The 13412-nt window shown below is 71.7% G+C and carries 9 protein-coding genes and 1 riboswitch; of the genes, 2 read left to right on the forward strand and 7 right to left on the reverse strand.

Annotated elements, in window-relative coordinates; all coding sequences use genetic code 11:
* On the reverse strand, nt 1-2129 hold a 2129-nt coding region (locus AC51EU_RS02365; RefSeq protein WP_496264907.1), incomplete at its 3' end, for a GNAT family N-acetyltransferase.
* Between the two features lie 209 nt (nt 2130-2338).
* Here AC51EU_RS02365 and AC51EU_RS02370 point away from each other — a divergent pair.
* Nucleotides 2339-2620 (forward strand): HPr family phosphocarrier protein, encoded by a 282-nt coding sequence (locus AC51EU_RS02370; protein WP_496264908.1) that lies wholly within the window; start codon nt 2339-2341, stop codon nt 2618-2620.
* A 249-nt stretch (nt 2621-2869) separates the two neighbouring features.
* Here the strand turns inward: AC51EU_RS02370 and AC51EU_RS02375 are convergent, their stop codons facing one another.
* The 4 genes from AC51EU_RS02375 to AC51EU_RS02390 all read right to left on the reverse strand — a co-directional run bounded on the left by AC51EU_RS02375 (nt 2870) and on the right by AC51EU_RS02390 (nt 7750).
* Nucleotides 2870-3547: a GntR family transcriptional regulator gene (locus tag AC51EU_RS02375; RefSeq protein ID WP_496264909.1), complete on the reverse strand. Its 678-nt coding sequence runs from the start codon at nt 3545-3547 to the stop codon at nt 2870-2872.
* A 197-nt stretch (nt 3548-3744) separates the two neighbouring features.
* Nucleotides 3745-4536 (reverse strand): M23 family metallopeptidase, encoded by a 792-nt coding sequence (locus AC51EU_RS02380; RefSeq protein WP_496264910.1) that lies wholly within the window; start codon nt 4534-4536, stop codon nt 3745-3747.
* Nucleotides 4537-4549: 13 nt separating this feature from the next.
* Nucleotides 4550-4704: riboswitch (cyclic di-AMP (ydaO/yuaA leader) on the reverse strand.
* Nucleotides 4705-4985: 281 nt separating this feature from the next.
* On the reverse strand, nt 4986-6377 hold the full coding sequence (locus tag AC51EU_RS02385; RefSeq protein WP_496264946.1) for a M16 family metallopeptidase: 1392 nt from the start codon (nt 6375-6377) through the stop codon (nt 4986-4988).
* A gap of 29 nt (nt 6378-6406) precedes the next feature.
* Nucleotides 6407-7750, reverse strand: coding sequence for a M16 family metallopeptidase (locus tag AC51EU_RS02390; RefSeq protein WP_496264911.1), 1344 nt, complete (start codon nt 7748-7750; stop codon nt 6407-6409).
* A gap of 315 nt (nt 7751-8065) precedes the next feature.
* Here AC51EU_RS02390 and AC51EU_RS02395 point away from each other — a divergent pair, with 315 nt between their 5' ends.
* Entirely contained in the window at nt 8066-10513 is a 2448-nt protein-coding gene (locus AC51EU_RS02395; protein WP_496264912.1) for a DNA gyrase/topoisomerase IV subunit A, read from the forward strand.
* Between the two features lie 214 nt (nt 10514-10727).
* Here the strand turns inward: AC51EU_RS02395 and AC51EU_RS02400 are convergent, their stop codons facing one another.
* Both AC51EU_RS02400 and AC51EU_RS02405 read right to left on the reverse strand, forming a co-directional pair.
* Nucleotides 10728-11984 carry a CobW family GTP-binding protein gene (locus AC51EU_RS02400; RefSeq protein ID WP_496264913.1) on the reverse strand — a complete coding sequence of 419 codons (1257 nt, stop codon included), beginning with the start codon at nt 11982-11984 and terminating at the stop codon, nt 10728-10730.
* Between the two features lie 243 nt (nt 11985-12227).
* Complete coding sequence (locus AC51EU_RS02405) at nt 12228-13397, reverse strand: citrate synthase (protein WP_496264914.1); 1170 nt, start codon at nt 13395-13397, stop codon at nt 12228-12230.
* Nucleotides 13398-13412 lie beyond the last annotated feature (15 nt).

A 13412-nucleotide genomic window follows, 5' to 3' on the forward strand; every position in this document is an offset into this window, starting at 1 on the left:
TCCGATCTCGCCGCCTGGCGCCGGGACGCCGCCGAACCCGGCCGGGTGCCCGAGTACGACGACATCCAGGAGGCGGCGGCGTCCCGGCGCCAGGCGGCGTAGCGCGTGGCCTCGGCGAGGGCGCGCACCGCCCGCTCGGCGGCCGGGTAGGCGGGGATGCGTATCCGGGCGGGTGCCCGGGGAACGTCGGGGGCGGGGGTGTACAGGGACGGGCCGGCGGCCGGCTCCTCGGTCGCGGCCCCCGTGGTGGCGGGGGCGGCGAGGGCCGCGGCGAGGGCGTCCATGGCGAGGTGGACCACGGCGACGGGCTTCTCCGGGTCCGTGGCGGCGGCCTCCCGCAGGGCGGCGGCGAGGGCGGCGGCCTCCTCGGGCGCCGCGCTCGTGCCCTCCGTGAGCCGGGGGATCGCCGTGACGAGGACCGCGTCGCAGCCCTCGCCGGCCAGGGCCTCGGCGAGGGCCGTCCGGAAGTCGCCGGGGGTCGCGGTGGAGGCCAGGACGCGTGGGCGCTGGGGGCGCAGTGACTCGGTCAGGCAGGCGTCGTAGGCGAGCAGGGCGAGGGCCTCGGAGTTGCCGAGGATCGCGACGCGGGAGCCGGTGGGCAGCGGCTGGGAGGCGAGGAGCAGCCCGGCGTCGATGAGTTCGGTGACGGTGTCGACGCGGATCACGCCCGCCTGCCGCATCAGGGCGGCGACGGTGCTGTCGGGGATGCGGACGGTGGGGACGGTGTGGCCGAGGGGGGCGCTGCCGTGGTGGCGGGCGCCCTTGGCCACGACGACCGGTTTGACGGCGGCGGTGCGGCGGGCGAGCCGGGTGAACTTGCGGGGGTTGCCGATGGATTCGAGGTAGAGGATCGCGACATCGGTGTCGGGGTCGTCGTACCAGTACTGGAGGAGGTCGTTGCCGGAGGTGTCGGCGCGGTTGCCGGCCGAGACGAAGGTGGAGATGCCGGCGATGCCGCCGTCGCCGGGGCCGCGTTCGTGCAGTCCGCTCAGCAGGGCGATGCCGATGGCGCCGGACTGGGTGAACAGGCCGATGCGGCCGGCGCCGGGCATGGCGGGGGCGAGCGAGGCGTTCAGCCGGACCGCGGGGGCGGTGTTGATCAGGCCGAAGGCGTTGGGACCGATCAGCCGCATGCCGTAGGAGCGGGCGAGGCGGAGCAGGGCGCGCTGGCGTTCGCGGCCGTCGGGGCCCGCCTCGGCGTAGCCGGAGGTGAGGATGAGGACGCCCTGGACGCCGTGTTCGCCGCAGTCGCGGACCACGTCGGGCACGTTGTCCGCGGGGACGGCGATGACGGCGAGGTCGACGGGGCCGGTGATCTCGCGCAGGGAGCGGACGGCGGGGACGCCCTCGGGGTCGAGCCGGTCGGTGCCCTCGGGGAAGGCGTGGTTGACGGCGTAGGTGCGGCCGGTGAACCCGGAGTCGAGGATGTTGCGCAGGGTGGTGCGTCCGATGCCGCCCGGGGCGCGGCCGACGCCGATGACGGCGACCGAGCCGGGGGCGAGCAGCCGCTGCACGGAGCGGGCCTCGGCGCGCTGTTCGCGGCCGCGCATGACGGCCATGGACTGCTCGGTGGGTTCCAGGTCGAGTTCGAGGCGGACCACTCCGTCCTCGAAGGTGCGCTTCTGGGTGTAGCCGGCGTCCGTGAACACCTTGATCATCTTGGTGTTGGCGGGGAGGACCTCGGCGGCGAACCGGCGGATGCCGCGCTCGCGGGCGACGGCGGCGATGTGCTCCAGGAGGGCGGAGGCGACCCCGCGTCCCTGGTGGGCGTCCTGCACCAGGAAGGCGACCTCGGCCTGGTCGTCGGACGGGTCGTCGGCGCGCCGTCCCCGGTCGTTGATGCGGTCGTAGCGGACGGTGGCGATGAACTCGCCGCCGACGGTGGCGGCGAGCCCGACCCGGTCGACGTAGTCGTGGTGGGTGAAGCGGTGCACGTCCCGGTCGGACAGCCGCGGGTAGGGCGCGAAGAAGCGGTAGTACTTGGACTCGTCCGAGACCTGCTCGTAGAAGGAGACCAGGCGCTGGGCGTCGTCGGGGGTGATGGGGCGGATGCGCGCGGTGCCGCCGTCGCGCAGCACCACGTCGGCCTCCCAGTGGGTCGGGTACGCGTGGTCCGGCGGCTTCTGCATGCCGACAGCGTACGGCCGGGGGGCGTCACCGGACCCGGGGTGTGCGGGCGTGGCGCGCGCCCGGAGCGCCGTTCCGGGGCCCGGGGCGCGCCGGGGCCGCGGCTCAAGGGGCCGAAGGTCCGCGGTCGCCGGGCCGAACGGCTGCCGGAGCACGCCGGACGCCGTGAGAGACTGGTCTAGACAACCGTAACGACTTGAAGGGCAACACCATGGCTGAGCGCCGCGTCCATGTCGGTTGGGCCGAGGGGCTGCACGCCCGCCCCGCCTCGATCTTCGTCCGTGCGGCGACCGCCTCCGGCGTTCCGGTGACGGTCGCCAAGGCCGACGGCAACCCGGTCAACGCGGCCTCGATGCTCGCGGTCCTGGGCCTGGGCGCCCGGAGCGGCGAGGAGATCGTGCTGACCTCCGACGCCGAGGGCGCCGAGGCGGCCCTCGACCGTCTGGCCAAGCTCGTCGCCGAGGGGCTCGACGAGCTTCCCGAGACCGTCTGAGCCAGGGCCCCGAGCCCGCCGGACGACCGGCGAAGGCCCCGTCGCGGCAACCTGTTCCCGGCCGCCGCGACGGGGCCTTTTCGCGCGCCGTGCACCGGACGGTGCCGGGCACGCCTCTCCCCCGCCGTACGGATGTCGGCGCGAATTCAACAATCAAAAGCCCCGGCCGGAAATCACCCGGAAAAACTCGGGAAAAATACGCCGTCATTACGCGGCTCCCGCATTTCCCGCCCCCGGTACCGGCGTCCGTCAGGAACGGGCGCGCACCGCGGCGGGACGTTTCGCCTCCCGCGCCGCCGGGCGCCGCAGCCGGTGCGCGGGGCGGGCCCGTTCGACGTGCGCCGCCATCAGGGCGCGGGCGCGTTCCGCGGCGCGCCGGGCGACGGCGTCCAGCACCGCGCCGTGCTCGTCCCACGCCTCGGCCGGACGCCTCGGCGGCTCCACCGCGTACAGCCACTCGATCTTGCGGCGGACCTGGACGAGCAGCGCCGTCAGGCTCGGCCCGCCGGCCGCCTGGGCGAGCGTCTCGTGGAACCAGCCGTCCAGTTGGCGCAGGTCGGACGGGTTCCCGTGGCGGGCCCGCTCGCGGCCCAGGCGCACCAGGCCCCGCAGGACCTTCAGATGGGCGTCGGTGCGGCGTCCGGCGGCGCGGGCCGCGCCCATCGGCTCCAGCTGGGCGCGCAGGTCCAGCAGATCGGCCGCCTCCAGGTCGTCCGGTTCCATGACACAGGCACCGACGTGGTGCCGGATGGTGACGAAACCCTCGGACTGGAGGGTGCGCAGCGCCTCGCGGACCGGGACCCGGGAGACGCCGTACCGGGCGGCCAGAATGTCCTCGACCAGTCGGCCGCCCGGCGCCAGCGCACCGGTGACGATGTCGTCGCGAATCGCCGTGCAGACGGCCTGCGCGGAAATATGCCCTCGCATCGTGGGTGCCTCCGCCGTAATAGCCGGGAAACGCCGCCGTGCGGCGGCTTTTCGGTGACTCTATTCGACGGCGGTGAAATCCCCGACGGGGCACCGGTATTCATGGATATGTTCTGGCCATGCCCGGTCCGCGGCCGGCGCCGGACATGCCGGAGCCCCGGCCGGCGGCCGGGGCCCGGTGCGGACGCGACGGGGTCTCAGAGGTTGACGCCGTGCGAACGGAGGTAGGAGACGGGGTCGATGTCCGACCCGTAGTCGGGGCCGGTGCGGGCCTCGAAGTGCAGGTGCGGGCCGGTGACGTTGCCGGTGGAGCCGGAGAGGCCGATCTGCTCCCCCGGCTTGACCTGCTGGCCCACCGAGACGCCGATGGACGACAGGTGCCCGTACTGGGTGTACGTACCGTCGTGCATCTTGATGACGACGTTGTTGCCGTACGCGCCGCCCCAGCCTGCCTCGACGACCGTGCCCGTGCCCACCGCGTGGACCGGCGTACCGCTGGACGCGTGGAAGTCGACACCGCTGTGCGTGCCCGAGGACCACAGGCCGCTGGTCGCCTTGTAGGCGGTGGAGACATAGGAGCCGGTGATCGGGGAGACGAACGTGTTGAGGAGCTTGCGCTCCGCCTCGCGGGCCGCGCGCTCCCGGGCCTCGCGCTCCTTCTCGGCGCGCTCCTCGGCCTTCTTCCTGGCCTCCTCGGCGCGCTGCTGCGCCTCGGCCTCGGCCTTCGCCTTCACCTGGGCGGCCTCGGCGACGGCCTGCTGTTCGTCGGCCTGTGCCTCGACGCGGTCGGCGAGCTGGTCACCCACGACGACGGCCTGCTGAAGGCCGGTGTCGCCGCCGGACGACTCGCCGGTGGCGGCCATCGCCGGGGACGCCACGGAGGCGACGACGCCGGTGGCCGCGAGACCGGCTATGCCTGCGATGTTGCGGGTCGTCCGAGCGGTACGGCTGGGACGACGGTGTTTCCCGGTGGCACGGGTGAACGCCATGTGCTGGCTGGTCCTTTCCTTCCTTCTCGCCTACCGGGTTAGCTGACGGGTTCGGAGCAGGAAGGTCTCCTACGGGCCCCTCCGAGGAGGCGCCCGATTCACCCCGGGGACATGTGGTTCCCCGGCTCCCCTGACTCGCGCCGTACGGGGACTCGGCGATGCCTGTTCGGTGCCGCGGTCGCGGCACGCGTGGGACGAACAGCGGGAACGACGCTAGACGTCACGGCTTTCGATCGGCAAACAGATCCCGCACTTTGTGCGATTCGCCACACCCGAACCGGGCAACCGTACGCAACTTTCCGCCCGCGCAAGGGCATACCGGGGCACTCCCGCGCCCCCGGGAACCCCTCCCCCGGCCACCGGAGCGGCCGGGGACGCCGTGCCCGGCGGGCCGCCGGACCGTCAGGAACGGCCGAACACCCCGCCGGGCACGCCCGGGTGCCGCACGGTCAGCCGCCGACCACCGTCACCTCACCGATGCCCAGCTCCCTGACCGGCCCGGCGATCTGCTCCGCGTCACCCACCAGCACCGTCACCAGCCGGTCGACCGGGAAGGCGCTGACCACCGCGGCCGTCGCCTCCACCGTGCCGGTCTCCGCCAGCCGCGCGTACAACTGCGCCTGGAAGTCGTCCGGGAGGTTCTGCTCCACCTGGTCGGCGAGGGTGCCCGCGACGGCGGCCGCGGTCTCGTACTTCAGCGGCGCGACCCCGACGAGGTTCTGCACCGCCACGTCCCGCTCCGCGTCCGTCAGGCCCTCGGCGGCGAGGGTGCGCAGCACCGTCCACAGGTCGGCGAGCGCGGGGCCCGTGGAGGCGGTGTCCACCGAGCCGCTGATCGCCAGCAGCGCGGCGCCCGTGTGCCCCTCGGGGGAGTCGGGCGCGGACGACCGCAGCACCTGCCCGAAGGCGCGTACGCCGTAGGTGTAGCCCTTCTCCTCCCGCAGGACGCGGTCGAGCCGCGAGGTGAGGGTGCCGCCCAGGCAGTACGTGCCGAGCACCTGCGCCGGCCACACCCGGTCGTGCCGGTCGGCCCCGGCGCGGCCGATGAGCAGCTGCGTCTGGACCGCGCCGGGACGGTCGACGATGACCACCCGGCCCCGGTCGTCGGCGACGATCGGCGAGGCGGCCGACGGCTCGGCGGCCGAACCCGTCCACACACCGAGGGTGTCGGCGAGCACCGCGTCCAGGTCGGTGCCGGTGAGGTCGCCGACGACGACAACGGTGGCCGTGGCCGGCCTCACGTGCGCCTCGTAGAACGCGCGGACCGCGGTGGAGTCGACGCGCTCCACGGTCTCCGCCGTGCCCTGGCGGGGCCGCGACATCCGGGAGGAGGCCGGGAACAGCTCCTTCGACAGGGCCATCGCGGCACGCCGGGCGGGGTTGGCGAGCTCGTGCGGGATCTCGTCGAGGCGGTTGCGGACCAGCCGCTCGACCTCGCTGTCGGGGAACGCCGGGGCGCGCAGCGCGTCGGCGAGCAGCCCCAGCGCCCGGGGCAGCCGGGAGGCCGGGACCTCGACGGAGACCCGCACACCGGGGTGGTCGGCGTGCGCGTCCCAGGTGGCGCCGCAGCGCTCCAGTTCGGCGGCGAACTCCTCGGCGGTGTACTTGTCCGTGCCCTCGGACAGCGCCCGCGCCATGATCGTGGCGACGCCGTCCAGGCCCTCGGGCTCGGCCTCCAGGGGCGCGAGGAGGTTGACCTCGACGGCGACGACCTGCTGGCCGGGCCGGTGGCTGCGCAGGACGGTCAGCCCGTTGGCGAGCACACCGCGGTCGGGGGCCGGGAAGGCCCACGGCGTGGGCACCCCGCCCCGGGGCCGCGGGTGGAACGTCATGGTGGTCATGGCGGAGTCCGTTCGGTTCTCGGCGTCGCTCACTGGGCCGCCTCCTCGTTCTCGTCGCCGGCGGCGTGCTCCGCCGGTGCGGTCGGCTCGTACACGAGCACCGCGCGGTTGTCGGGACGCAACCGGGCCTGCGCGACCGCCTGCACCTCCTGGGGCGTGATGTCCAGGACACGCTGCACCGCGGTGAGCGCGAGCTGGGGGTCGTCGAACAGGACCGTGAAGCGGCACAGTTCGTCGGCCCGCCCGGCAGCCGTCGCGAGACGGTCCAGCCACTCGCGCTCCAGCTGGGCCTGCGCGCGCTCCATCTCCTCCGCGGTGGGGCCCTCGGCGGCGAAGCGGGCCAGCTCCTCGTCGACGGCGCGCTCCACGTCCGGCACCTCCACACCGGCGGACGTCTTCACGTCCAGCCAGCCCAGCGACGGCGCCCCGGCCAGCCGCAGCAGGCCGAAACCGGCGGCGACGGCGCTGCGGTCGCGGCGCACCAGCCGGTTGTAGAGCCGGGAGGACTCGCCGCCGCCGAGGACGGTCAGCGCCAGGTCGGCGGCGTCCGCCTCCCGGGTGCCGTCGTGCGGCAGGCGGTAGGCCGCCATCAGGGCGCGGGAGGGGACGTCCTCCTCGACGGTCTCGCGCAGCTCGCCGCCGATGACGTCGGGCAGTGCCCCGTCGCGCGGCGGCTGCTTCCCGTCGTGCTGCGGGATCGTCCCGAAGTACTTCTCGATCCAGCCCAGCGTGGTGTCGGGGTCGATGTCGCCGACGACCGACAGGACGGCGTTGTTGGGCGCGTAGTACGTGCGGAAGAACTCCCGCGCGTCCTCCAGGGAGGCGGCGTCCAGGTCGGCCATCGACCCGATGGGGGTGTGGTGGTACGGGTGTCCGTCCGGGAAGACCATGGCCGTCAGCTTCTCGAAGGCCGTGCCGTAGGGGACGTTGTCGTAGCGCTGGCGCCGCTCGTTCTTGACGACGTCCCGCTGGTTCTCCAGGGACTCCTCGTCCAGGGCGGTCAGCAGCGAGCCCATGCGGTCCGCCTCCAGCCAGAGCGCCAGCTCCAGCTCGTGGGCGGGCATGGTCTCGAAGTAGTTGGTGCGCTCGAAGCTCGTGGTGCCGTTGAGGGAGCCGCCCGCGCCCTGCACCAGCTCGAAGTGGCCGTTCCCCTCGACCTGCGCGGAGCCCTGGAACATCAGGTGCTCGAAGAGGTGGGCGAGGCCCGTGCGGCCCTTGATCTCGTGGCGCGAACCGACGTCGTACCACAGGCAGACCGCGGCCACCGGCGTCAGGTGGTCTTCGGAGAGCACCACGCGCAGGCCGTTGGCCAGCCGGTGCTCGGTCGCTGTCAGGCCGCCGGAGCCGGCCTGACCTGTGGCCGTGTGACCCATGGGCATGTACGTCCCTTCGATCCGCTTGCGAGGAAGTCCTGTCACTGTATGCAACCGCGTCGGCATCTGGCGAAGTTCCCGCCGCACCCGCCCCGTATGGGGGGTGGCAGCGGCGGGCCGGTGACCTCCGGTCCCGCGGCGGCCGGGACAGGCCGCCGGGGGTGCCGCGGTCGGCGCTGTCAGCGGGGCGGGACACAATGGTCGGCGTCAGACTCAGGCACACTCAGGCACAGTCACCGGCCGGTCCGCGGCCGACCGATCCCGCATCGTTGATCCACAACGGCAGCAGACGCAGCAGAAGGAGCCGCAGCCGCGATGGCCCGCCGCAGCACGAAGACCCCACCGCCGGACGACTTCGAGGAGAGGATCCTCGACATCGACGTCGTCGACGAGATGCAGGGTTCCTTCCTCGAGTACGCGTATTCGGTCATCTACTCCCGCGCCCTGCCGGACGCCCGCGACGGCCTCAAGCCCGTCCACCGCCGCATCCTCTACCAGATGAACGAGATGGGGCTGCGCCCCGACCGCGGCTACGTCAAGTGCGCCAGGGTCGTCGGCGAGGTGATGGGCAAGCTCCACCCGCACGGCGACGCGTCCATCTACGACGCGCTGGTGCGCATGGCGCAGCCGTTCTCCATGCGGCTGCCGCTGGTCGACGGCCACGGCAACTTCGGTTCGCTCGGCAACGACGACCCGCCGGCCGCGATGCGGTACACCGAGTGCCGCATGGCGTCGGCGACGTCCCTGATGACGGAGTCCATCGACGAGGACACCGTCGACTTCACCCCGAACTACGACGGCCAGGAGCAGGAGCCGGTCGCGCTGCCCGCCGCCTACCCCAACCTCCTCGTCAACGGGGCGTCCGGCATCGCCGTCGGCATGGCGACGAACATGCCGCCGCACAACCTCGGCGAGGTGATCGCCGCGGCCCGCCACCTCATCAAGCACCCCAACGCCGATCTTGAAACACTGATGCGGTTCGTCCCGGGACCCGACCTGCCGACCGGCGGGCGGATCGTGGGCCTCGGCGGCATCCGGGACGCGTACGAGAAGGGCCGCGGCACGTTCAAGATCCGCGCCACGGCCACGGTGGAGAACGTCACGGCCCGCCGCAAGGGACTGGTCGTCACCGAACTCCCCTTCACGGTCGGCCCCGAGAAGGTCATCTCCAAGATCAAGGACCTGGTCGGCTCGAAGAAGCTCCAGGGCATCGCGGACGTCAAGGACCTCACCGACCGCGAGCACGGCCTGCGGCTGGTCATCGAGGTCAAGAACGGCTTCAACCCCGAGGCCGTGCTGGAGCAGCTCTACAAGCTGACGCCGATGGAGGAGTCCTTCGGCATCAACAACGTCGCCCTGGTGGACGGCCAGCCGCTGACCCTCGGCCTCAAGGAACTGCTGGAGGTCTACGTCGACCACCGCTTCAACGTGGTGCGCCGGCGCAGCGAGTTCCGCCGCGGCAAGCGGCGTGACCGGCTGCACCTGGTGGAGGGCCTGCTCACCGCCCTCGTCGACATCGACGAGGTGATCCGCCTCATCCGGTCCAGCGAGAACAGCGCCCAGGCCAAGGAGCGGCTGATCGACCGGTTCGGCCTCAGCGACATCCAGACCCAGTACATCCTCGACACGCCGCTGCGCCGTCTGACCAAGTTCGACCGCATCGAGCTGGAATCGGAACGCGACCGGCTGCGGGAGGAGATCGAGAAGCTGACCCGCATCCTGGAGTCGGACGCGGAACTGCGCAAACTGGTCTCCGGCGAACTCGCCGCGGTCGCGAAGAAGTACGGCACGGAGCGGCGGACGGTGCTCCTGGAGTCGGCGGGCGCCCCCGTCGCGTCGGTGCCGCTGGAGATCTCCGACGACCCGTGCCGGGTGCTGATGTCGTCGACCGGGCTGCTGGCGCGTACGGCGAGCGTCGAGGTGCCGTTCGACGCGGACGCCAAGCGCGTCAAGCACGACGTGATCGTCTCGGCGGTACCCGCGACGACCCGCGGCACGGTGGGCGCCGTGACGTCCCTGGGACGGCTGCTGCGCCTGTCGGTGGTCGACCTGCCGCAGCTCCCGGAGACGGCCGCGGCACCGCACCTCGCGGGCGGCGCGCAGTTCTCGGAGTTCCTGGAGCTCCAGGAAGACGAACGGCTCGTCTGCCTCACCACGCTCGACGAGTCCTCGCCGGGGCTGGCCCTCGGCACGGAGCAGGGCGTCGTCAAGCGGGTGGTGCCCGACTACCCCTCCAACAAGGAGGAGCTGGAGGTCATCACCCTGAAGGAGGGTGACCGCATCGTCGGCGCGGTGGAGCTGCGCACCGGTGAGGAGGACCTGGTCTTCATCACCAGCGAGGCCCAGCTGCTGCGCTACCCGGCGTCGCAGGTACGGCCGCAGGGACGGCCCGCGGGCGGAATGGCGGGCGTCAAGCTGGGCGACGGCGCGAAGGTGATCTCGTTCAGCGCGGTCGACCCGGCCTCCGACGCCGTGGTCTTCACCGTCGCCGGTGCCGACGACACCCTGGACGGTGCGTTGGCGACGGCCAAGTTGACGCCGTTCGACCAGTATCCGCGCAAGGGTCGCGCCACCGGTGGTGTGCGCTGCCAGCGGTTCCTGAAGGGCGAGAGCCACCTGGTCCTGGCCTGGGCCGTCGCGGCCCCGGCCCGCGCGGCGGACGCCAAGGGCGCACCGGTGCAACTCCCGGAGGCGGACCCGCGGCGGGACGGTTCGGGCGTACCGCTGAAGAAGACGGTCGCGGCGGTGGCCGGGCCGGTGTAGGAGGGGTCGGGGTGAGGGGCCGGGCTGCTTTGGGGCCCGGCTCTTTGCTGTGCGTGGGGGAGGCTGAGGTGTGGTCAGTGAACGACCTTTCACTTCATCGATATGTCGACTCTATGAGTGCGCAATGCGTGCCCGCTGCGCGTCGCCCGCTCCCCCGGTACGTCGGTGACACGCTGTCCCCAGCGTGCCCGCAGGCCCGGTTCCGCGTGTGCCGTCACTCCTCGCGCTGGGCGACGTAGCGCAGCACACCCCACATGCTGTGTTCCGACAGCCCGGGGTCGGACACATGGTGCTCCGGCCCATCGTCACCCTCAGGGGTGGTGACTGGAGCGGTGCGAACGGCGTCGGCTTCCGGCAGGTAACGGCATTCCGTCAACTCCTTGTGTACGGCCTCCGCATCGATGCCACTGCCGATCAGTACGAGCTGCGTGCTACGTACCTCACCGCGCTCCCACGGCGACGGGTAGAAACGCAGGAAGTCACCGACGGCATGCACAACAAATTTCTGCCGGTTACCAGGAACGTCGAAGTGCACAAAGCCCTTGATGCGGTAGAGACCGACGGGACGACTGTCCAGGAAGTCCATCAGCCGACGAGGATGCATCGGTTCCTGCGAGACGAACTCCACACTCTGGTAGGTGGCGTGAAGGTGACCTCCGTGACAGTGCGCGCTGCAAGGCTCCCCCGGCACATGATCGTGGTCGTCATCCGAGCCTCCGTGGTCGGCAAGCGCACTTGTGCCGTCACGGACATCGTGCGACGGAGTGCTGGTGTCGGCACCAGCACCGGTCGCCGTCTCCGCGCGTGCGGCAGCAGCCTCCCGAAGCAGGTCCTCGAACGACAGCTGCCGCACGGCCTCATCGGATTCCTCACCCGGCCCGCGGTCGAAGAACAACTCGGGGTCGATCCGCCCGTACGCCGTGCAGATCACGGGCCTGCCGGGGGCGAGCTCCGCCAGGGTGTCCGCGAGTACCCGTCGTTCCGCACTACCGAGGCGGTCGGCCTTGTTGAGCACGACGATGTCGGCGATGCCCACGTGCCGCGCAAGTTCCGGGTGCCGTGCCCGCGTCGCCTCGAACTCCGCGGCATCGACGACTTCAATCAGTCCGCCGTAGACGATCCGATCGTTCTCACTGGCGAGGATCATGCGGATGAGTTCCTGCGGTTCCGCCAGACCGCTGGCCTCGATCACGATCACGTCGATGCGGACTGCGGGCCGTGCGAGGCGCTCCAGATAGGTGTCCAGTTCGCTGGTGTCGACCGCACAGCACAAACAGCCGTTGCCGAGCGACACCATCGAGTCCACCTGACCCGCGACCGTCATCGCATCGATCTCGATGCTGCCGAAGTCATTGACGATCGCGCCGATGCGCGTGCCGTCCCCGGCAGCGAGCAAATGATTGAGCAGCGTGGTCTTGCCCGATCCCAGGAAGCCGGCGAGCACGACGACCGGAATCTGTTGCCTGGCCAAGAGGGCGCCTCCATGGTGCGGGCGGCGGGCCACGATGCGCTCGGCCAACCGTGCGGACCCGCGGCGGACGAGCTGTCGATCGTAACGGACCAGCAGCACTAACGACCGGTCCCGGACCCACGAACAACCGGGGGCGGAGCATCAGAGACGGCTAGTGATTACCCTGGCTGTCCGGCGCCGCACTCCGCGCCGCCGTGTCGTCCCCCACGCACACCTGCGCAGCTCGCTCCCGCCGCCCCTCCATCAGCGAGCAACAGCCCCCGGGACCGGCTGGGGCGGAGTCGGCCCGACATACCGAGCCGCAGGGCGGATGATCTTCGAGTCCCGCGCCTGTTCCAGGACATTCGCGCTCCAGCCGACCATGCGAGCCACGCAGAACGTCGGCGTGAACATCTCCCGCGGCAGCCCACACAGCTCCATGACGACACCTGCGTAGAACTCCACGTTGATGTGCAGCTCACGCCCTGGCTTCAGCTCGGCCAGCAGCGCCTCGGCCCGAGCCTCCACCTGAACAGCGAACTCGACGAGAGGCCCACCGAACTCTTCCGCAATCCCCCGCAGCATCCTCGAGCGGGGGTCCTCGGTGCGGTACACGGGGTGCCCGAAACCCATCAGCCGTTCACCCCGCAGTACGCGCTCGCGGATCCAGGGCTCGATGCGCTCCGGCGTGCCGATAGCGTCCAGCGTGTCCAGAGCACGACTCGGCGCACCTCCGTGCAGCGGCCCGGAAAGCGCACCGATCGCCCCCACGAGGCAGGCGGCGACGTCGGCTCCCGTGGACGCGATAACCCGCGCGGTGAAGGTGGACGCGTTGAAGCCGTGGTCGATGGTGGAGATCAGATAAGACTCGATCGCCCGCACATGCTCGGGCTCCGGCAGCTGGCCCGTGAGCATGTAGAGGTAGTTGGCAACATGCGAGAGATCAGCACATGGTTCCACCGGTTCCAGCCCCTGCCCGAGCCGGTGGAGCGCGGTGACAATCGTGGGCACGGCGGCACACGCGACAAGCACGTCCGCGCGGCGGCGCTCGTCGCTGATGTCGTACAGCGGCCGAAAACCGGTGGCCGCACCCAGGTGGGACAGTGCCGTACGAAGCCCGGTCAACGGTCCGGACGCTGCGTCGGCCCAGGCAAGGCCGGGCAGCGCGTCACGCACCGCGGTGGGCAGTGTCCGGAGCGCCGCGGTCTCGGCCGCGAATCCGGCGAGCTCATCGGCGTCGGGCAGCTCACCGTGAAGCATCAGATACCAGACGTCCTCGAATGTGCGCGCAGTGGCCAGCTCCACGGCCGAGTACTGACGGTAATGGTAAAAGCCCTCCCGGCCACGAACATCGCCCAGCTCTGTCTCGGTGACGACGACCCCAGCCAGCCCGCGCGGTGCATCGATCAACGCCTTCGCCTCAGATCGTGACATGGCTTGCATCTCCCT

It is taken from the genome of Candidatus Streptomyces philanthi, from assembly GCF_059553635.1.

Coding starts and splice junctions, on each gene's coding strand:
- AC51EU_RS02370 (WP_496264908.1), top strand. CDS start 2,339: ATGGCTGAGCGCCGCGTCCATGTCGGTTGGGCCGAGGGGCTGCACGCC.
- AC51EU_RS02375 (WP_496264909.1), bottom strand. CDS start 3,547: ATGCGAGGGCATATTTCCGCGCAGGCCGTCTGCACGGCGATTCGCGAC.
- AC51EU_RS02380 (WP_496264910.1), bottom strand. CDS start 4,536: ATGGCGTTCACCCGTGCCACCGGGAAACACCGTCGTCCCAGCCGTACC.
- AC51EU_RS02385 (WP_496264946.1), bottom strand. CDS start 6,377: ATGACCACCATGACGTTCCACCCGCGGCCCCGGGGCGGGGTGCCCACG.
- AC51EU_RS02390 (WP_496264911.1), bottom strand. CDS start 7,750: ATGGGTCACACGGCCACAGGTCAGGCCGGCTCCGGCGGCCTGACAGCG.
- AC51EU_RS02395 (WP_496264912.1), top strand. CDS start 8,066: ATGGCCCGCCGCAGCACGAAGACCCCACCGCCGGACGACTTCGAGGAG.
- AC51EU_RS02405 (WP_496264914.1), bottom strand. CDS start 13,397: ATGTCACGATCTGAGGCGAAGGCGTTGATCGATGCACCGCGCGGGCTG.